The organism is Rhizomonospora bruguierae, assembly GCF_018397995.1.
In the GTDB taxonomy this organism is placed as follows: Bacteria; Actinomycetota; Actinomycetes; order Mycobacteriales; family Micromonosporaceae; genus Rhizomonospora; species Rhizomonospora bruguierae.
This window is the reverse complement of sequence record NZ_BBQH01000036.1, coordinates 17,827-36,383: the sequence shown is the minus strand read 5'-3', so window position 1 is coordinate 36,383 and position 18,557 is coordinate 17,827. Positions and strand designations below refer to the sequence as shown.

At 72.5% G+C, this 18,557-nt stretch carries 16 protein-coding genes; 1 reads left to right on the top strand and 15 read right to left on the bottom strand.

The window, feature by feature from the left end; translation table 11 throughout:
- Nucleotides 1-2 precede the first annotated feature (2 nt).
- The 8 genes from KJS59_RS19375 to KJS59_RS19340 form a co-directional block, all read right to left on the bottom strand.
- The gene (locus tag KJS59_RS19375; protein WP_213454349.1) at nucleotides 3-2,384 is read right to left on the bottom strand and encodes a xanthine dehydrogenase family protein molybdopterin-binding subunit; all 2,382 of its coding nucleotides are present in this window, start codon (nucleotides 2,382-2,384) and stop codon (nucleotides 3-5) included.
- Nucleotides 2,381-2,911 carry a (2Fe-2S)-binding protein gene (locus KJS59_RS19370; protein WP_213454348.1) on the bottom strand — a complete coding sequence of 177 codons (531 nt, stop codon included), beginning with the start codon at nucleotides 2,909-2,911 and terminating at the stop codon, nucleotides 2,381-2,383. Before KJS59_RS19370 ends, KJS59_RS19375 begins: the two co-directional genes overlap by 4 nt.
- Nucleotides 2,904-3,776: an FAD binding domain-containing protein gene (locus KJS59_RS19365; protein ID WP_213454347.1), complete on the bottom strand. Its 873-nt coding sequence runs from the start codon at nucleotides 3,774-3,776 to the stop codon at nucleotides 2,904-2,906. The genes KJS59_RS19370 and KJS59_RS19365 overlap by 8 nt, the downstream gene beginning before the upstream one ends.
- Nucleotides 3,773-4,639 (bottom strand): alpha/beta fold hydrolase, encoded by an 867-nt coding sequence (locus tag KJS59_RS19360; protein ID WP_213454346.1) that lies wholly within the window; start codon nucleotides 4,637-4,639, stop codon nucleotides 3,773-3,775. The genes KJS59_RS19365 and KJS59_RS19360 overlap by 4 nt, the downstream gene beginning before the upstream one ends.
- Nucleotide 4,640: 1 nt before the next feature.
- A complete protein-coding gene (locus KJS59_RS19355; RefSeq protein ID WP_213454345.1) occupies nucleotides 4,641-5,654 on the bottom strand; it encodes an amidohydrolase family protein in 1,014 nt (337 codons plus the stop codon).
- A gap of 154 nt (nucleotides 5,655-5,808) precedes the next feature.
- Nucleotides 5,809-6,567, bottom strand: a complete 759-nt coding sequence (locus tag KJS59_RS19350) for a GntR family transcriptional regulator (RefSeq protein WP_213454344.1) — start codon at nucleotides 6,565-6,567, stop codon at nucleotides 5,809-5,811.
- 1 nt (nucleotide 6,568) lies between these two features.
- Entirely contained in the window at nucleotides 6,569-8,029 is a 1,461-nt protein-coding gene (locus KJS59_RS19345; RefSeq protein WP_249714445.1) for a UbiD family decarboxylase, read from the bottom strand.
- Nucleotides 8,030-8,344: 315 nt separating this feature from the next.
- Nucleotides 8,345-9,358, bottom strand: a complete 1,014-nt coding sequence (locus tag KJS59_RS19340; RefSeq protein ID WP_213454343.1) for an ABC transporter substrate-binding protein — start codon at nucleotides 9,356-9,358, stop codon at nucleotides 8,345-8,347.
- A gap of 273 nt (nucleotides 9,359-9,631) precedes the next feature.
- On the opposite strand from KJS59_RS19340, the gene KJS59_RS19335 reads away from it, so the two are divergent.
- A complete protein-coding gene (locus tag KJS59_RS19335) occupies nucleotides 9,632-10,204 on the top strand; it encodes a UbiX family flavin prenyltransferase (RefSeq protein ID WP_213454342.1) in 573 nt (190 codons plus the stop codon).
- A gap of 65 nt (nucleotides 10,205-10,269) precedes the next feature.
- On the opposite strand, the gene KJS59_RS19330 is transcribed toward KJS59_RS19335, so the two are convergent.
- From KJS59_RS19330 to KJS59_RS19300, 7 genes are all read right to left on the bottom strand, one after another.
- Nucleotides 10,270-11,031, bottom strand: coding sequence for an SDR family NAD(P)-dependent oxidoreductase (locus KJS59_RS19330; protein ID WP_213454341.1), 762 nt, complete (start codon nucleotides 11,029-11,031; stop codon nucleotides 10,270-10,272).
- On the bottom strand, nucleotides 11,028-12,518 hold the full coding sequence (locus KJS59_RS19325; RefSeq protein ID WP_213454340.1) for an aldehyde dehydrogenase family protein: 1,491 nt from the start codon (nucleotides 12,516-12,518) through the stop codon (nucleotides 11,028-11,030). Before KJS59_RS19325 ends, KJS59_RS19330 begins: the two co-directional genes overlap by 4 nt.
- Before the next feature lie 187 nt (nucleotides 12,519-12,705).
- Nucleotides 12,706-13,767, bottom strand: a complete 1,062-nt coding sequence (locus KJS59_RS19320) for an alpha/beta hydrolase family protein (RefSeq protein WP_213454339.1) — start codon at nucleotides 13,765-13,767, stop codon at nucleotides 12,706-12,708.
- Nucleotides 13,764-14,597: a (2Fe-2S)-binding protein gene (locus KJS59_RS31300; protein ID WP_249714442.1), complete on the bottom strand. Its 834-nt coding sequence runs from the start codon at nucleotides 14,595-14,597 to the stop codon at nucleotides 13,764-13,766. Before KJS59_RS31300 ends, KJS59_RS19320 begins: the two co-directional genes overlap by 4 nt.
- Complete coding sequence (locus tag KJS59_RS19310) at nucleotides 14,587-15,474, bottom strand: FAD binding domain-containing protein (protein WP_213454338.1); 888 nt, start codon at nucleotides 15,472-15,474, stop codon at nucleotides 14,587-14,589. The genes KJS59_RS31300 and KJS59_RS19310 overlap by 11 nt, the downstream gene beginning before the upstream one ends.
- Nucleotides 15,471-17,825 (bottom strand): xanthine dehydrogenase family protein molybdopterin-binding subunit, encoded by a 2,355-nt coding sequence (locus tag KJS59_RS19305; RefSeq protein ID WP_213454337.1) that lies wholly within the window; start codon nucleotides 17,823-17,825, stop codon nucleotides 15,471-15,473. Before KJS59_RS19305 ends, KJS59_RS19310 begins: the two co-directional genes overlap by 4 nt.
- The gene (locus KJS59_RS19300; protein WP_213454336.1) at nucleotides 17,818-18,510 is read right to left on the bottom strand and encodes a GntR family transcriptional regulator; all 693 of its coding nucleotides are present in this window, start codon (nucleotides 18,508-18,510) and stop codon (nucleotides 17,818-17,820) included. The genes KJS59_RS19305 and KJS59_RS19300 overlap by 8 nt, the downstream gene beginning before the upstream one ends.
- Between the last annotated feature and the right edge of the window lie 47 nt (nucleotides 18,511-18,557).

Genomic DNA, 18,557 nt, shown 5'->3' with positions numbered 1-18,557 from the left:
TTTCAGCGGTGATTGGTGGCCGTCATCGCGGCGAAGACCTTCGCGGGCGTGATCGGCAGGCTGGTGATCCGCGCGCCGAACGGCCGCAGCGCGTCCTCGACCGCGTTGGCGATGGTGGCCGGCACCGGGATCGTGCCGCCCTCACCGGCGCCCTTGACGCCGAGCGGGTTGAGCGGGCTCGGCGTGAACTGGTGCACCAGCTCCACCTTCGGCACCTCGATGGCCGAGGGCAGCGAGTAGTCGAGGTAACTGGCGGACTGCGGCTGGCCGGCGTCGTCGTAGAACGACTCCTCGTAGAGCGCGTTGCCGATGCCGTGCGCGAAGCCGCCGAGCACCTGGCCGTCCACGAGCAGCGGGTTGATCACGTTGCCGCAGTCGTGGCCGATCACGTAGCGCAGGATCTTGATCTGACCCGTGTCGGGGTCGACCTCCACGGTGGCGGCGTGGATGCCGCTGGCGTACGACGCCCGCTCCGGCGAGAAGTACGACGTCACCTCGATGCCGGCCGGCACTCCCCGGGGCATGGTGATCCCGTGCTTGCCGATGTTCGAAACCTGGACGATGTCCCGCAGGCTCACCGAGCGGCCCGGGTCCCCGCCCGCGCAGACGCGATCGCCCTGGAAGCACAGCTCCTCCGCCGGGGCCCCGAGCAGGACCGCGGCGACCTCGAAGATCTTCTCGCGCAGCTCGCGTCCCGCCTGCAGGGTGGCCGACCCGGCGGTGACCGTCGTGCGCGAGGCGAAGCTGCCCTGGCCGAACGGGATCCGGCTGGTGTCACCGGTGGCGACAGCGATGTGCTCCATGTCCAGCCCCATCGCGTCGGACGCGATCTGGGCGTAGATCGTCTCGTAGCCCTGCCCGAGCGGCGTCGCGGCGAGCGTCACCAGCACGGTTCCGTCGTTGGTCAGACGCAGCCGGGCACCCTCGTAGGGGCCGAGACCGCAGCCCTCGACGTACGCGCCCAGGCCGATGCCGACCAGCCGGCCCGCGGACCGCGCGAGCGCCTGGCGCTCCCGCTCACCGTCGTAGTCGAACCTCGCCAGGACGGCCTTGGTGAGCGAGGGAAAGTCGCCGCTGTCATAGGTCAGCGGCGATCCGTCGCGGAAGGTGAGGCCGACCTTGTAGGGGAACTCGTCGGCCCGGATCATGTTGCGCAGCCGCACCTCGGCCGGGTCGAGCCCGAGGTGCTCGGCGATCCGGTCCATCATCCGCTCCATCGCGACCACGGCCTGGGGCCGGCCCGCGCCGCGCACGGAGCTGGTCGGCACCATGTTCGTGTAGCAGCCGATGAGTTCCGTGTGGATGTTGGGGATGCGGTACTGCCCGGGCAGCGTGCTGAGCGTGATCATCGGGACCTGGAGTCCCGCGCAGTAGGCGCCCTGGTCGTGCTCGAAGACGTTCTTGACGACGATCAGCTTGCCGTCGTCGTCGAAGCCGACCTCGACGTGGTGCACCTGGTTGCGCTCCATCATCGTGGCCACGAAGTTCTCGCTGCGGTCCTCGATCCACTTCACCGGGTGCCGGAGCAGCATGGCGACGTACGGGATGACGGCGTCCTCGCCGTGGAACTGGGCCTTCGGCCCGAACCCGCCCCCGCTGTCGCGGGGCACGACGACCCGCACGTCGTCCTCGTCCATGCCGTAGAAGTAGGCCAGCATGTTGCGGGTGTAGTGCGGGGACTGGGTCGACGGCCACACCGTGAGCTGGCCGGTGCCGACGTCATACCGGGCCGCGACGCCCCGGCACTCCATCGAGTGGCCGCCGCCACGGGCGATGACGAACCGCTCGCTGAGCCGGTGCGGGGCGGTGCGCAGCGCCTCCTCGGGCTCACCGGCCACCTGGGTGACGTGAATCGCCACGTTGTCGTCGAGCTCGTCGTGCACCCGGGGGGCGTCCGGCGCGAGCGCCGCCGTGGTCGACGAGACCGCCGGCAGCACCTCGTAGTCGACCTCGATCAGCTCGACGGCGTCCTCGGCGACGTAGCGGGACTCGGCCACCACGACCGCCACCGGCTCACCGACAAAGTGGACGCGCTCGGGGGGCAGCGGGTAGCGCGGCATGTCCCTCAGCAGCGGGTTGGACACCTTCGGCGGGATCGGCTTGACGAGTTCGGGCAGGTCCGCACCGGTCCAGATCCCGATCACACCCGGCAGCCGCGCGGCCGCCGTAGTGTCGATGGACCGGATCCGCGCCGACGCGTGGGGGGTGCGCACGAACGCCGCCTCGTACGCGCCGGGAAGCTCCAGGTCGTCGAGGTAGCGGCCCTGACCGGTGATCAGCCGGCGGTCCTCGCGGCGGCGCACCGGGGCGCCGATCATCGGCTGTTTGCCGGGGGTGGCCTCCACGGGCCGCACGGGGGCTTCGGCGATGGCTTCGGCGGTCATGCGTGCTCTCCCTTCGCCGTCGGGTACGACGTCTGCGACGCCTCCAGCACGGCGTCGACCATGCCGGCGTAGCCCGTGCACCGGCAGATGTTGCCGCCCAGGACCTCGCGGGCGGCCTGCTCGGTCTCGATCGGCCCCTCCTTTAGCGCCTCGGCGACGCTCATCAGGAAGCCGCTGGTGCAGAAGCCGCACTGCAGCGCGTGGTGCTTGCTGAACGCCTCCTGGATCGGTGCCAGCTCGCCGTCCGGACCGGCGAGCCCCTCGACCGTGTCGACGCGGCGCCCGTTCGCCTGGACGGCGAGCATCAGGCAGGAGCGGACGGCGGCACCGTCGACGTGGACCGTGCACGCACCGCAGACGCCGTGCTCGCAGCCGACGTGGGTGCCGGTGAGTCGCAGCTCGTGGCGCAGGAAGTCGGCGAGCGTGAGCCGGGTCGCGACCTCGGCCTCCCGCTCGACGCCGTTGACGGTGGTCCGCACAACCTGGGTCTCGTGCCCCGTGCGGGTCCCGGACGGGGACTCAGGCATGGTCGCCCTCCTCGGCGATCGTGGTCAGGACCCGGCGGGCGAGCACGCCCACCAGGTGACGGCGGTAGTCGGCCGACGCGTGGATGTCGCCGGTCGGGTCCACCTCGCCGCGGGCCGCCCGCTCGGCGGCGCCGACGACATCCGGGGTGGGCCGCTGGCCGAGGAGCACCTTCTCGGCGGCGGTCAGCCGCTGCGGCCGCGCTGCCACCCCGGACGCGACCAGGCGGACAGCACCGACGGCGCCGTCGGACGCGCGGGTCACCACGCCCGCCACCGCGGCGAGGGCGAAGTCGCCGTGCCGCGGCGCGAACTCGGCGAACCCGGTGGACGTCGCGGGTGGCAGGTCGTCGACGGTGACGCCCACCAGGAGTTCGTCGTCCTCGAGCGAGGTCGTGAAGTGGAACTGGAAGAACTCCTCGGCCGGCACCTCGCGCTCACCGCGGACCGAGGCGACCCGCATGGTGGCGTCGAGGGCGGTCATGACGGTGGGCAGTTCGGCGGCCGGGTCGGCGTGCGCCAGGCTGCCGCAGACCGTGCCCCGGTTGCGGATCTGGGGGTGGGCCACCTGCTCAAGCGCCGCGGGGAGCAGCGGGAAGGCGGCGCGCAGCTCGGGCGAACGCTCGACGGTCCGCTGCCGCACGAGCGCCGGGATGTGCCACCCACCGTCGACCCGGCGGACCCGGTCGAGGCCGGCGACGTCGTTGATGTCGATCAGGTACTCCGGCGAGGCCATCCGGAAGTTGAGCAGCGGCGCCAGGCTCTGGCCCCCGGCCAGCACCTTGGCGTCGAAGCTGTGCTCGGCGAGCGCCGCCAACGCCTCGTCGACCGAGGTGGGCGCGAGGTAGGTGAACGGGCGTGGCTTCATCGGGCGGCCTCCTTCGGCTCGGTGGCGGTGGCGCAGCCGCACGAGGACGCCGGTGCCTCGGGGAGCTCGCGGCCCTCGAGGTGGGCCGCGACGAGCCCGTCGAGTTCGGGGCGCTCGATCAGGGAGAGGTGCCGCAGCCCGGCGAGGGTCAGGGCCCGGCCGTCGGCGACGTGCTCGGCGGCGTACTCGCCCATGCTCGGCGGGGTCGCGTAGTCCTCCTCGCCGGCGACGGCGAGGGTGGGCGCGGCGATGCGCGGCAGCACCTCGCGGTTGTCCATGGCGCCCATGGCGCGGCAGGCCTGGGCGTGCGCGGCGGAGTTCGTGGCGAGGAAGACGGCGACGGCTTCCCGCACCCGCTCGGGGTGGGTGCGGCGGAAGGCGTCGGTGAACCACCGGTCGACCTGGAACGGGATCTGGTCGGCGCGGGTGGTGGCGAGCACCCGGTCGGCGCGCTCGTTCCAGGTCGCCGCCGCCTGCTCGCCGTACCACGCGGTGGTGTCGGCGAGCAGCAGCCGGTCGACCCGGCCGGGGTGGCGGGCGGCGAGGCTGATGGCCACGCTGCCGCCCATCGACATGCCCACGACGTGGGCGCGCTCGAAACCCAGTCCGTCGAGGAGGGCCACCACGTCGTCGGCCATGTCGTCGATCGAGAACGGTGCGCCGTCCCACTCGCTGGCGCCGTGACCCCGGGCGTCCGGGGTGATGACGTCGTACCGGTCGGCGAGGCGTTCGGCGAGGCCGTCCCACACCTGCCCCGCGAGGGCCAGCGGGTGCAGCAGCACCACCGGCGCTCCCGCACCACGGCGGCCGTAGGCGATGCTGCCCGCGGGGCCGGCCACGTACTGCGTGGACACGTCGGTCATGTCAGGCCCTTTCCAGGAGGTCCAGCACGTTCCGGCCGAGGATGCGCGCGGCGGCGTCGGCCTCGAGGTGCGCGGAGTTGACGGCGCCGACGGGGTCGGGGTCGCCGAGGGCGAAGGGGAAGTCGGTGCCGAGCAGGACGTGGTCCGCACCGACGGCGTCGACCAGGAACCGGATCGCGGCCGGGCTCATCGCGACCGTGTCGTAGTAGAGGTCCGCCAGGTAGTCGGAGGGCTTCTCCCGCTCGATGGTGTACGACGACAGCGCGTCGGCCCGGTGTCCGCCGTCAAGCCGGCCGCTCTGGAACGGCACCATGCCGCCGCCGTGCACCGTCACCAGCCGCAGCGCGGGGTGCCGGTCGAGGACCCCGGCCAGGAGCAGCTTCGCGACCGCGAAGGAGGTGTCGACGAGCCGGCAGTACACGTTGGCGAAGGGGGCGCTGCCGGGCAGGACGCGCGACGGCCCGTCCGCGGACGGGTGCAGCATCACCGGCACCCGCAGCGCCTCCGCCGCCGACCACACCGGCTCCAGCCGCGGGTCGGCGAGGGACTCGCAGTGCACCGGATCGGTGCTCAGCACCAGGCCGCGCATGCCGACCTCGACCGCCCGCGCCAGGTCGTCGGCGGCCGTCGCCGGGTCGTCGACCGCGACGCTGGCCCAGCACCCCACGACCGAGCCCACCTCCTGCCGGCTGGCCAGCAGTGCCTCGTTGAGGCGGCGGGCCCAGCTGCGGGCCCGGGTACTGGGCATCGCGGCCGTCGGCTGCACGTCCAGCCACGGGGCGAGCACGTGGCCGTCGATTCCCATCGCCGCCAGCGTCTTGTCCCGTACCGCGGCTCCCGACATGCGCGGGCGGACCAGCCGCTCGGGGGCCCCGGGCATGGTGACGGCGTACCCCTCGGGCGTCCGCCGCACCTCCACGCCGTCGGGGTCGGGCCGGTCGGCGACCTCCGCCAGCAGCGCCTCGGGCACCGCGTGGACGTGGCAGTCGACCACCTGGGGCTGATCCTGCGTCACGTGCTTCCTCCTGCTGTGCAAGCGCGGCCGCCCGTCGAGTCGAGGGCGCGCTCGACCACGGCGGCGTCGTCGTCGTGGTACGGGTGGCCCGCGCTGTCCGGGGTCCGTCTTCGATGTGCTGTTTGTGGTTGTCCTCGGTGGCGCCGCGCCGGCCTCAGGAGCCGATGCCGACCCAGCTCGATCGTTCGATGGTCCGAAGGCCCCGCATGACCAGTGATGCGGAGAACGCCGCCGCGAGCTTCGCGTCGCGGTCGCGGTAGGCGCGGATCAGCCGGTCGTGGTCCTCGACCGACGTCGCCAGCCGACCGGGCAGCGACAGGCTCAGGTGCCGCAACCGCAGCATCCGCAGCCCGAGCGAGTCGAGGACCCGGACCAGCGTCGTGTTCTGCGCGAGGCCCGCCTCGGTGTTGCGGAACTCCACGTTGGTCCAGAAGTAGCGGTCGACGTCGTCGCAATCGGCCGCCTGCTGGAGGCGGGCCTGGACCTCCTCCAGCCGGTCGAGGTCCTCCTCGCTGGCCGCCGCGACGACGCAGTGGCTGACCATCTCGTAGAGGTAGGCCCGCACCCGGTACATGTCCTGTACCTCGCTGAGGGACAGCCCGGCGACCCGGGGCCGGCGGTGCGCCTCGATCTCGACGAAGCCCTCCCGCTGCAGCGTGAGCAGCGCCTCGCGCACCGGTGTCCGGCTGGTCCTGAAGAGCTTGGACAGCTCCACCGAGTTCAGGTCGTCGCCCGGCTTCAGGCGGCCCTCGATGATGTCGGTCCCGACCTTGATGATGATCTCGTCGACCAGGCTGGCGCCGGTCTCGGGGCGGTTCAGCGCCCGCAGCAGTTCGGCGCGGCTCAGCGCCGCGATGTCGGGCGCGGCGGCCTGCTCGGCCACCGCGCCGTCGATGTTCGTCGGGTCCGTCATGTCAGCGTCCACCCAGGATCTCCGGCCACTTTGCGACGACCTTCGCACGCAGATCCTGGGTCGCCTCGGCGACGCGCGGGAACGTGCCGAGCAGCTCGTAGGGCCGGCAGGCGTCGATCACCGCGCGGGTGTTGTACGCCGGGCCGGTGCCGGGGTAGAGCGGGTCCACCCGGCTGCCCCACGTCTGCTGGAGCACCTCGATGTCCTTGCTCGGCTCGGTCCGGGTGCACACTGCCCACATCACCTCGCTGAGGCTGCGGGTGTCCACGTCCCCGTCGACCACGATGACGAACTTGTTCATGTACGCCGCCGCCGGGATCTGGGCGGCGAGCAGCCCCGCCTGACGGGCGTGGCCGGCGTACTTCTGGTCGATGGCGACCGCGAGGAGCTGGCGGCCGCCGCCCTCCTCGTGCGCCCAGACGCTGCGCACCTGGGGCAGGCCGGTGGCGAGCAGCGCGTCGAGGATCATGCTCGACTTCATCACGCTGCGCATGTACGAGTAGTCGTGCGGGGGCTTGCCCGGTGGGGTGCCGAGCAGGATCGGGTCGGGGCGCCGGTAGACCCGCTCGATCTGGAGCTCGAGCACCTGGTCGCGGCCGCCGCCGCCGCTGTAGTAGCCGGTCCACTCCCCGAACGGGCCCTCGTGCGAGGTGCGGTCGGGGTAGAGCCAGCCCTCCACCACGATCTCGGCCCGCGCCGGCATCGGCAGCCCGGTGACCTCGCCCCGCACCACCTCGACCGGTCGGCCCTGGATGGCGCCGACGTACTCGAGTTCCGAGACGCCCGCCGGCACCTCCGTGCCGGCCGCGATGACCAGGAGGGGATCGCCCCCGAGGGCCGCCGTGATCGGCGCCCGGCCCGCCTTCTCGAACCACTCGCGGACGTGCAGCGCGCCGTGCTTCCCGGCCTCGATGTTGATCGTGGCCGCGCGCGGCCCCTGGATCTGCATCCGGTAGGCGCCGGCGTTCACGGTTCCCGTGTGCGGGTCGGTCGTGAACACCGCGCAGCCGGTTCCGATGTACCGGCCGCCGTCCTCCTCGTGCCAGAACGGCGCGGGGAACGCGCCGAGGTCGATGTCGTCGCCGGACTCGACGATCTGCGTCACCGGGCCCGAGGAGACCTCGTTGACGGCGTACTTCGGGGCCTGGGCCACCCACTCGCTCGGCTTGCCGCGAAGCGCCTGCACGAGGGCGTGGTCGTCGAGATCCGTGCCGAGTCGGAGGGTGAGGCCGAGCCGGCGGGCATTGGACATGCTGCCGGTGAGCACCCGCATCCCGGTCGGGTAGCCCTCGATGTCGTCGAACAGCAGGGCGGCCGGGTTGGACAGCCGGTAGTTCACCTCCGACGCCGCGCCGATCTCGAGGTTCCAGTGCGCCCCGGTGACGTCACGGAGCTCCCCTAGTTCACGGACGACATCCAGCCACGAGCGCAGGTCGTGGATCTGGTCCAGGCGCCTCGGCATGGTTTCTTCCTCCGTCTCCGTCAGGTCAGCGCGTCGACGCCATGATCGCGGAGGCTTGGCCTCCAAGAATCTGGAAAGTGTCGACATGTCATTCTCGCAGGGGCGTGACCTAATGTCCAGCCCGGCCCGCGCGCCGGAGCGCGCGGACCGGGCGTCACCGAGCCATTTTTCCTTGCTGATGAGCGGAAACCTGGCCTTCGGCGACGATCTAGGGTGCCGAAGGGGCACCGTCGTCCGGCCGATGACCAAGCCGCCCGAGGTCGACCCGCGGCACCTCCGCTAGCCCGAAGTGTCGACTCTTTGCCGGATCAACCATCAACGGGCGGCATCCGAGGGCGCCGCGGAGGCACCGCCGGCCGCGTTCGCGATCGCGTTCTGCACGAAGCTGTTGTCGATGGAGTCGGCCGGGTTCGGGACGTTGCCGCCCTTGGCGGCCTCCGCAAGGGCGGAGCGCCACAGCTCCTCGTCGACGACCGGCTCGCTCGACCAGATCTTGGTGAAGAAGTCGTAGCCGTACGCCGCCAGCTCCCGGTCCTCGGTCTTGGTGTACTTCGCGATGGCGTCGATGCTGGCATCGCGGTTCGCCGAGTCCTTGAGGAAGTTCAGGCACTCCACGTCGGCCGCGACGAACTTGGCGACCACGTCCTTGTTCTCCTTGGCGTACTGGCCGGACACCGTGTAGACGCTGGCGGCCGTCCGGTACTGCGTCATGTCGGTGATCTTGTGCCAGCCGTGCTTCTGCGTCGCCGCGCCCTGCGGCGGGGCCGTCACCAGGGCGTCGACCGCGCCGTTGCGGCCGGCGGCCAGGAGCGCCGAGAGGTCGGCCAGGTTCACCACCTTCACGCCGTCGGTGAGGCCCTTGTCCTTGAGCATCACCCGGGTGGCGCTGTCGGTGACCGAGCCCGGGGCCGTCACGCCGACCTTCTTGCCGGCCAGGTCCGCCACGGACTGGATGTCGGACTTGCCCCACATCTCGGTGAAGTAGGCGGGGAGCTTCAGCTCGACCAGCTTCAGGTCGGTGCCCTTCACGGCGCCCGCGGCGATCGCCGCACCGTCGCCACCGGCCACCTGCACCGAGCCGCTGGTGAGCGCGGCGAGCAGCTGGGAGCTCGTCTTCAGGAGGGTCAGCTCCACCTCGAGCCCGTGCTTCTTGAAGATGCCCTCCTCCTGGCACACGTACAGGTCGCCGTAGGACGCCGTGTCCGACGGATAGCCCACCTTGATCTTGGTGAGCCCGCCCGCCGTCGTGCCGCCGTCGTCGCCGCCACAACCCGCGAGCGCCGCCGCCGACACCACCATGGCCGCCGCGAACCCCACGATCTTCCGCATTTACCGCACCTCTTCTTGGCTGGGACTTGTCTGGCCGCGGGTGATCGGTCTTCGGTGCCGCCCGGGCCCGCGTGAGCGAGGTCACACAAGTGTCGACACCTTAATTGTCGACACCCTTGGTCGTCAAGGGGCTTGCCAGCCCCGAATTCTCCGCACAGACTCGTTCAAGTCGCCATAAATAGCGATCGAAAGTGTCGACGGCTTTGCAAATCTGACCGCCGTCGCCAACGACGTCCCGTCGACACACCGGGGCGGACGACGAGAGGAGCCGTAGTGAGGCGCGTGGTGGTGGCGATGACAGGTGCCAGTGGCGCGCCGTACGGCGTGCGTGCGCTCGAACTCCTCGGCGGGCTGACCGACGTCGAGACCCACCTGGTGCTCTCCCGCTCCGCGGCGATGACCGTGACCCACGAGTGCGGCGGCCGCACCGTCCGCGAGGTCGAGAAGCTCGCCGACGTCGTCCACAAGCCGGCCGCGGTCGGTGCCACCATCGCGTCCGGCTCCTTCCACGTGGACGCGATGCTCGTGCTGCCCTGCTCGATCAAGACGCTGTCGGCCATCGCCTACGGCCACGCGAGCGACCTGATCACCCGCGCCGCGGACGTCACGCTGAAGGAGGGGCGGCCGCTGCTGCTGCTGGTGCGCGAAACGCCCCTGCACCTTGGCCACCTGCGCGCCATGACCGCGGCCGCCGAGGCCGGCGCGGTCGTGATGCCGCCCGTTCCGGCGTTCTACGCCCTGCCACGCTCCGTCGAGGAGATCGTGGACCACACCGTCCGGCGCGCACTGGCACGCGTGGGTGTGGCCGACGTGGCGCCCGCCGAATGGGACGGCGGGGTCGGGTGACCGCTCCCTCCGAAGTGGACCCACCGGTCGCGCCCGGGACACCGGGCACGACCGGTGGAAGCACGTCACATGTAACCACCGCCGTTGACCGCGACGATCTGCCCGGTGATGGGGTCCGAGCCCGGTGAGGCGAAGAAGACCACCGTCTCGGCGAGATCGTCGGGGAGCAGGGGATCGGTGAGCACCTGGCTGGCAATCGCCTGGTCGCGGCGCGCGGGCGACGGCTCGGGCTCGCTGAGCACGATGCCCGGCGCGATCGCGTTCACCCGGATCCCGTCGGGGCCGAGTTCGGCGGCCAGGGTGCGGGTGAACCCGAGGATCGCGGACTTGCTCGCCACGTAGTGGATCCGGTTGGGCGACCCCTTCAGCGCCGTGTCGGAGCTGACGTTGATGATCTTTCCGTACCCGGCCTCGCGCATGTGCGGCACGACCGCCCGGCAGGCGAGCCAGGTGCCCCGCACGTTGACCTCCATCATCCGGTCCCACTCGGCCACGGTGATCTCGTCGAACGGCACCCGCGACATGCCGACGGTGAGGAAGATCGCCGCGTTGTTGACCAGCACGTCGAGCCGGCCGAAGCGGTCCAACGCCGCGTCGCACATCGCGGCCAGCATCGCCGCGTCGCTCACGTCGACGTGCACGGCGAGCGCGCTCCCGCCGGCGGCCTCGATCTGGGCGGCGACCTCGGTGGCCCCCGGGCCGTCCAGGTCCGCCACGACGACCGCCGCGCCCCGCGCGGCGAGCCGGTGGGCGTAGGCCCGGCCGAGGCCGTGGGCCGCACCGGTGACGACGGCTACCCGCCCGGCCAGGGGCGCTACGGCGCTCATGCCACACCCCCCGGAGCCGCCTGGAGCGAGAGGTTCTTGGTTCGGGTGAAGCTGAGCAGCTCGTCCAGGCTGTTCTCGTTGCCCATCCCGCTCAGCTTGTACCCGCCGAACGGCGCACCGAGCGGGCGCTGACCGGCACCGTTCACCCAGACATAGCCGGCCTGCACCCGTTTGCCGAACTCGATCGCGCGGCCGAGGTCGTTGGTCCAGATGTTCGCGGTCAACCCGACGGGCAGCTCGTTGGCGACCGCCAGGGCGTCCGCTTCGTCGGTCCAGCCGAGCACGCTGACGACCGGCCCGAAGATCTCGTCGCGGGCGATGGCCATGTCGGGAGTGACGTCGTCGAAGACCGTCGGCGCGACGAAGTACCCGGCGGTACGACCGGCTGGCCGCTCGGTCCCGCCGGTCACCAGCCGGGCGCCTTCGGCCGTCCCGCGCTCGATGTACGACAGCACCCGCTCGTAGTGGGCGGCGAAGGCGAGGGGCCCCATCGCGACCCCCGGGTCGAGCGGATCGCCGATCGTGAGGGCCCGGGCCTTCTCGACGAACGCCTCGACGAACGCGGCGCGGACCGCGTCATGGACGAGCATCCGGGACGGCGAGCCGCACGACTGGGCCTGCCCGCGGTTGAAGTTCATCGCCGTCACCGCCGCGGCGGCGGCCGCGTCGATGTTGGCGTCCGGGAAGACGATCAACGGGTTCTTGCCGCCCAGCTCGAGCGTCACGAGCTTGAGGTGTTCGGCGGCACCGCGCGCGACGGCCTGGCCCGACCGCACGCTGCCGGTGAACGCGATCCGCGGCACCCGCGGGTGGGCCACCAGCGCCTCACCCGCCTCCCGGCCGCCGGTGACCACGTTGAGCACGCCGGGCGGCAGGATGCCCTCGGCGAGCTCGGCCAGGCGCAGTGCGGACACCGGCGTCGTGTCGCCCGGCTTGAGCACCACGGTGTTACCGGCCGCCAGCGGGCCGGCGACACCACTGCCGGCGAACTGGATCGGGTGGTTGAACGGGACGATCCGGCCCACCACGCCGAACGGCTCGCGCAGGGTCATGTTGAGGGCGGCGCCGGGCGCCTCGATCGTGTGGCCCTTGAGCTCGCTGGCCAGGCCGGCGAAGTAGCGCACCGTGTTGACGGCGTTCGCGACGTCCTTCGCCATCCCGTCCACCGGAATCCCGCCGTCCACGGCGTCCATCCGGCCCAGCTCGCCGGCCTGCTCGGCCACCCGGTCGGCCAGGGCGTGCAGCCGGGCGGCGCGCTCCTGCCAGCCGAGGGCGGCCCACGCCGGTGCGGCCTGCGCCGCCGCGTCGACCGCACGGCCCACGTCGGCGGCCCTCGCTACTGCCACCCGGGTCACCGGCTGCTCGGTGCTCGGGTCGATGCTCCCGGTCACGCCGCCGTCCGCGGCCGGCACCCACCGGCCACCGATGTACAGCTGGTACTCGTCGCGGATGCCGGCCCGCGAACGTCGCTCCTGCGAGGTACTCATCGTCAATCGCTCTCCGTCGTGGTCGCAGCGCCGTCTGGGGTCGACGTGGCCAGTGCCGCCACGACTCCCACGTATCTCCGCACTAGTACCTCTCCTCCGAAATCTCCCGGTGCGCTCGGCGCTCCGTGGTGGTGCCGTCGGTTGTCCCGGTCGCCCGGCTGAACGGGATGGCGGGCTGAGAACGCGCTCAGCGAGCCAGTCGGGCGGCGAGCCAGTCCGCCGCCGCGGGCCGGACCCGGTAGCCAAGGTTGTGGAGCACGTGGTTGCCCTCCGGCTCCAGCACCAGCTCGGCACGGTCACCGAAGTGCCCGGCGAGGCGCTTGGCCTGCTCGGTGTCGAAGAGCCGATCCCGCTCGCCGTGGACGACCAGGAACGGGATCCCCGTCTGCGCCGGGGCGTGCGCGAGCGTGAACGCCCCGGCGTTCACGAGGGCCGCCTCAAGGTCCGCTGCGCGGGTGCGCACCTGGAACGCCTGCCGGCTGAGGAACGCCAGGTTCGGCCAGGACTCGGCCATGCTGTAGCAGCCGCCCAGCGAGACACCGGCGCGCAGCCCGGGCACCCGCGCGGCCGCCCGCGCGGCGTAGTAGCCGCCGAGGCTGACCCCGGCGATGCCGATCCGATCCGCGTCGACCTCCGGCTGCTCGACGAGGATCGCGAGGACCGCCGCGGCGACGTCCTCCCAGGCCGCGGTCAGCGGCAGATCGAACTCGGCCTCGCCCTGTCCGGGCCCGTCCACCACGAACGTCGCCATGCCGCGCCGCAGGAAGACCTCGCTGAACAGGTGGAGCTCCTCCTTGGCGGCATCGAGACCGGGGACGAGCAGCGCGGTCGGGAACGGTCCGTCGCCGGCGGGGGCACGCAGGACGCCGGGCAGCGGGAAGCCGCCGAACGGCACGTCGATGATGCGACCCGGCCACGGCAGGTCGGCAACGGCCTGGCGGTAGGCCCCCGACGCCTTGGCCGCGCCGGCCCGCATCACCTCCTGGTCGTGCACGAACAGGAACTTGCCGAAGTGGTACTCCAGGGCGGCGATCAGGCGCAGCTCGGCTGCCGTGAGCCTGGCCCCGGCCCGCTCCGCGTCGGTCGCGTCACGCATCCGGGCGTCGCCGGCGCGCTCCCACGCGGCGTACCACGCCGTCCAGTCGCCCAGCTCGGACTTGATGTTCTCCAGGTCGGCCAGTGGCACCCCGTTGCTCACGAACCGGTGCGTGAGGTGGTCGGCCTGGTGGGTCGCGTTCGGAAAGGTCATCGTCTTCTCTCGATCGAGGACTGGGCGGGGGGAACGGTCGGGACGCACACCCACAGGACGTGCGGCGGGTGAAGCGGTACGTCGCGCAACCGCCGCCGGCTGCGCCACCAGCGCCACGCGACGTAGCAAGCGACGACGGCGGCGACGGCGGCACCCGACCGGGCGAGGGCACGACCGGGGTCGGTCGGCCGGCGGCCGGCATCGGTCGACGGGCGGCCCGTGTCAGGCGGCTCGGTCTGCTCCTGGCCCGCGCCGGTACGTACGCGGTTGGCCGCCGACCGGGAGACGACACCCGCGACCGGCGACGCCTGCTCGCTCACCGCCAGCGGCGACCGGGCTCCGGCGATGTCGGGCAGCGGAACCGGACCGAGCCGCTCGTGGACCTCGAGTACCGCACGCACGATCCCGCCGTAGCCGGTGCACCGGCAGAGGTTGCCGGACAGTCCGTCACGCACGCGGGCCTCGTCGAGCTGCTCCTCGGCGAGCAGTTCGAGGGCCGCGACGAGGAAACCCGGGGTGCAGAAGCCGCACTGTAGTGCGTCGTTGCGGGCGAATGCCGCCTGCAGCGCGCGGCCGGCGGGCGAGGCGTCGGCCAGACCCTCGACGGTGACCACGTCGGCGCCGGCCGCCTGCCCGGCGAGCACCAGGCACGAGCGCGCCGTGGCGCCGTCGACCAGCACCGTGCAGGCCCCGCAGACGCCCTGCTCGCAGCCCAGCTTGGTGCCGGTCCTCCCGAGCCGGTCGCGCAGTGCGTCGGCCAGCGTCATGCGGTCGGGTACGGCGACCCGCTCCGGCGCGCCGTTGACGCGCAGCGAGATCTCACTGTCCATGGTGGCCTCTCGTCGCGGCGAACCGGTCGGCCGCATGCCGCAGCGCGCGCCGGGCGGCGGCCAGGGCGAGCCGGTACCGGTTCGCCCGGTCGGTGTCGATCGGTGCCGGGAGCGAGGCGACGGCCGCCTGGGCGATCGACGCCCAGTCGCACTCCTCGGGTCTCGCGCCGACGGCGACCTCGACGTGCTCGCTGACGTCGACCGGCCGGTTCGCGACCGCGAACAGCACCAGCCGGGCGGCCGCGATCCGGGAACCGGGCCCGGGGCTCAGCGTCGCCAGCGCTCCGGCGCGGGCGTAGTCGCCGTGCCGGGGCGAGAACTCGACGAACCCGTGGCCGGTGCCGGAACCGGGCCGACGCACGTGGACGGCGGTGAGCAGCTCGTCGTCGGCCAGGGTCGTCAGGTAGGGGCCGGTGAAGAACTCGGCCGCCGGCACCAGCCGGGTCCCGGCGGACGCCGAGCGGCACTCGATCTCCGCGCCGAGGAGGACCATGACCGCCGGCAGCTCCGCGGCCGGGTCGGCGTGCGCGAGGCTGCCGCCGATCGTGCCGCGGTTGCGGATCGCGGTGTGCCCGATGTGGCCGGCCGCCTCGGCGAGCACGGGCAGCAGCGAGCGCAGCGGCTCCTCGGTGAGCTGGTGGTGCCGGACCCGGGCGCCGATCGTGACCGCCTCGGGACCGACCTCGAGGTGGATGAGTTCGTCGAGGCGGCCGATGTCCACCAGCACGTCGGGGTTGGCCATGCGCAGGGCGAGCAGCGGCATCAGGCTCTGACCGCCGGAGATCACCTTCACGACGGCCTCCCGCTCCGAGCGCAGCACGTCCAGGCACTCCTCGACGGATGCTGGCCGGCGCAGGGTGACCGGCCCGGGCTTCACCGGCGACCCTCCTCGATCAGCTCGAGCAGGTAGTCCGATGTCATCGGCGTCCGCGTCACGTGCACTCCGAACTCGGCCAGGGCGTCGTCGACGGCGCCGGCGATGGCCGCGGACGAGGCGATGATCCCGCTCTCCCCCACGCCCTTGATGCCCAGTGGGTTGAGCCGGCTGGGCTCGTCCAGGTGAGCGAGCCGGATGTCCGGGACGTCGGAGGTCTCCGGCACCAGGTAGTCCGCGAGCGTCGCCGAGAGCGGCTGGCCCGCGCTGTCGTGCTGGACCTGCTCCAGCAGGGCGCCCCCGATGCCCTGCGCGACGCCGCCACGGATCTGACCGTCCACGACGCGCGGGTTGATCGAGGGGCCGGTCTCGTGGGCGACGCCGTACCGCAGGACGCGCACCTGGCCGGTCTCGGTGTCGACCGCGACCGCGACCGCGTGGACGCCCATGGTCCAGGTGACCGTGGGCGGGGCGTAGGTGTGCACCTGGTCGACCACCGGGTCCGCGGCCAGGCCGCCGGTCGCCAGCAGCTCCGCCGCCGCCGCCCAGGTGAGCACCCGGTCCGGCCCCGGCGCCGAGAAGCCGCCCGCGACGTGCTCCACCGCGTCGTGGCCGAGGGCGTGGCGCAGTGCGTCGAGCGTGGCCGCGACGACCTGCTCGGTGGCGTACCGGACGGCGGAGCCCGCCACGACCGCGCCGCGGGAGGCGAAGCTGCCCAGGCCCTGCGGCACGAGGTCGGTGTCGCCGGTGGTGACCAGCACGTCGTCGTACGCCATGCGGGCGGTGTCGGCGGCGATCTGGGCGAAGACGGTCTTGTGCGCCTGTCCCGAGGGCCCGGTGCCGGTCGCGACCGCCAGCCGTCCGTCGCGGCGCAGACAGACCCGCGCCGACTCCGGCTCCGCCGGCCCGCGAGCCGTGGCCTCCATGTAGACGCCCACGCCGAAGCCGACTCGCTCGTGCTCGGCGGCCTCGGCGCGCAGCGCCGCCACCTCCCGCTCCGGGACCAGGTCAAGCGCGGTCTCGAGGACCCGGCCGTAGTCCTTGCCGTCGTAGACGATGTCGACACCGTCGCGGTACGGGACGCCCTGCGCGTGCGGCAGGTCGTCGGGGCCGAGGATGTTGAGCTCCCGCAGCTTCGCCGGCTGGATGCCAAGCTGCTCGGCGGCCAGGTCGATGCTGCGTTCGAGGACGAACGACGCCTCCGGCCGCCCCGCGCCCCGGTACTGCGACGTCGGTGTCTTGTTGGAGAAGACGCCGGTCCCGGTCACGCGCACGTTCGGGATCCGGTAGGCACCGAGGAGATGCATGGCGGTGTTGCCCACGACGCCGACCATCCAGAGGTTGTGCACGCCGAGGTCGACGAGGTAGTCGTCCTCCCAGGACACGAAGCGGCCGTCCCGGTCGACGACGAGCCGGGTCCGGTGGATGTTGTCGCGCGCCTGGGTCGCCGTGGTCAGGTTCTCGTAGCGGTCCTCGATCCAGGTGACCGGTTCACCGAGCTCGCGCGCCAACCAGGGCACGACGATCTCCTCGACGTAGACCGACGCCTTGGGGCCGAAGCCTCCCCCGACCTCGGGGGTGCGCACCCGCACGGTCTGCGGGTCCCAGCCCGTGGCGGCGCACAGCAACTGCCGCACGATGAAGGGAACCTGGGTGGAACTCCAGACCGTGATCCGCTCACCGTCGGGTACGGCGAGCACCCCGCGTCCCTCCATCGACAGCCCCGCCTGGCGGGCCACCCGGAACTCCTCCTCGATCACGACCAGGTCGTGGCCGTCCTGGGGCAGCTCACCCTTGGCGAGGCAGAGACGGACGGCGGTGTTGTCCGCCAGGTCGCGGTGCACCACGGGCGACTCGGCGGTCAGCGCGCGGGAGAGGTCGGTGACGGCCTCGCGGGCGGCATAGTCCACGACGACGGCGTGGGCGGCGTCCTCGGCGAGGTAGCGGTCCGTCGCGACCACCACGGCGATCGGCTCGCCGACGTACCTGACCTCGTCGACCGCCAGGCACGGCACGGAGCGCGGGTGCGAGACGAGGTCGTAGAACGTGCGGAACCGGTCCTGACTGGTGCTGTTGGCCGGCGGGCGCATCGGCTGCACGTGCCGGGCCAGCTCGGCGCCGGTGAGGACGCGGACGACGCCGGGCATGGTGGCCGCCGCGGAGACATCGACGCCTCGCAGCCACGCCGACGCCACCGAGCTGCGGACGAATGCGGCGTGCAGACCAGCGCCGGGTAGCAGGTCGGCGACGAACGCACCGCTCCCGTCGAGCAGCGACCCGATGTCGTTGCGCTCGACCCCACGGCCGACGTAGGGCTGCTCCTGCCCGGCAGGAGCGGACCGGTGCTCAGCCATCGACCCGCACCCGGGACAGCCAGTACGTGGAGTCGTCGTGTTCCGTCGCGAGCCGCAGGACCCGCCGGAGGGCGTCCAGCATGTGCTCCTCCATCGCGCGCATCGCGGCGGCCGCGTCGCCCGCCGCGACCGCGTCCGCGATCGCGCGGTGCTGCGCGGCGGAGACCGTCAACTGGCCCGGCTGGCTGAGGTTCTTGAACCGCAGCAGCCGGACCCGCCCGTCGACGACCGACAGGGTCTCGGCGGCCGGGGGTGACCCGGCCATCTCGACGAGCAGGGCACGGCACTGCTCGAGCTGGGTGACGTACGCGTCGACGTCGCCCGCGGTCGCGGCGGCCTCGAGGTCGACGATCAGCGCCTGGTGGGCCTCGCGCTGGCGGGTCGTGGCGCGCTCGGCCGCCCATCCCGCCACCAGCGGCTCGATCGCCGCCTTGATCCGGTAGATGTCGGTGGCCTCCGCGGGCGTGACCTGGCGCAGGAACGCCCCGATCCGCGGGCTGACGGTGACCAGGCCCTCGCCGGCGAGCTGCCAGAGCGCGTCGCGCACCGGCGTGCGGCTGACGCCGAGCTGGTCGGACAGCGTCGCGGTGGAGAGGCGGCCGTCCTCGTCGAACTCGCCGGCGTGGATCATCGCGCGGATGTGTTTGACCGCGAAGGCCTTGGCGGAGAGTAACTCCTCCCGCACCATCCCGGGACCTCCCTCTTATATGTGATACGTCAGGCCGACGACTG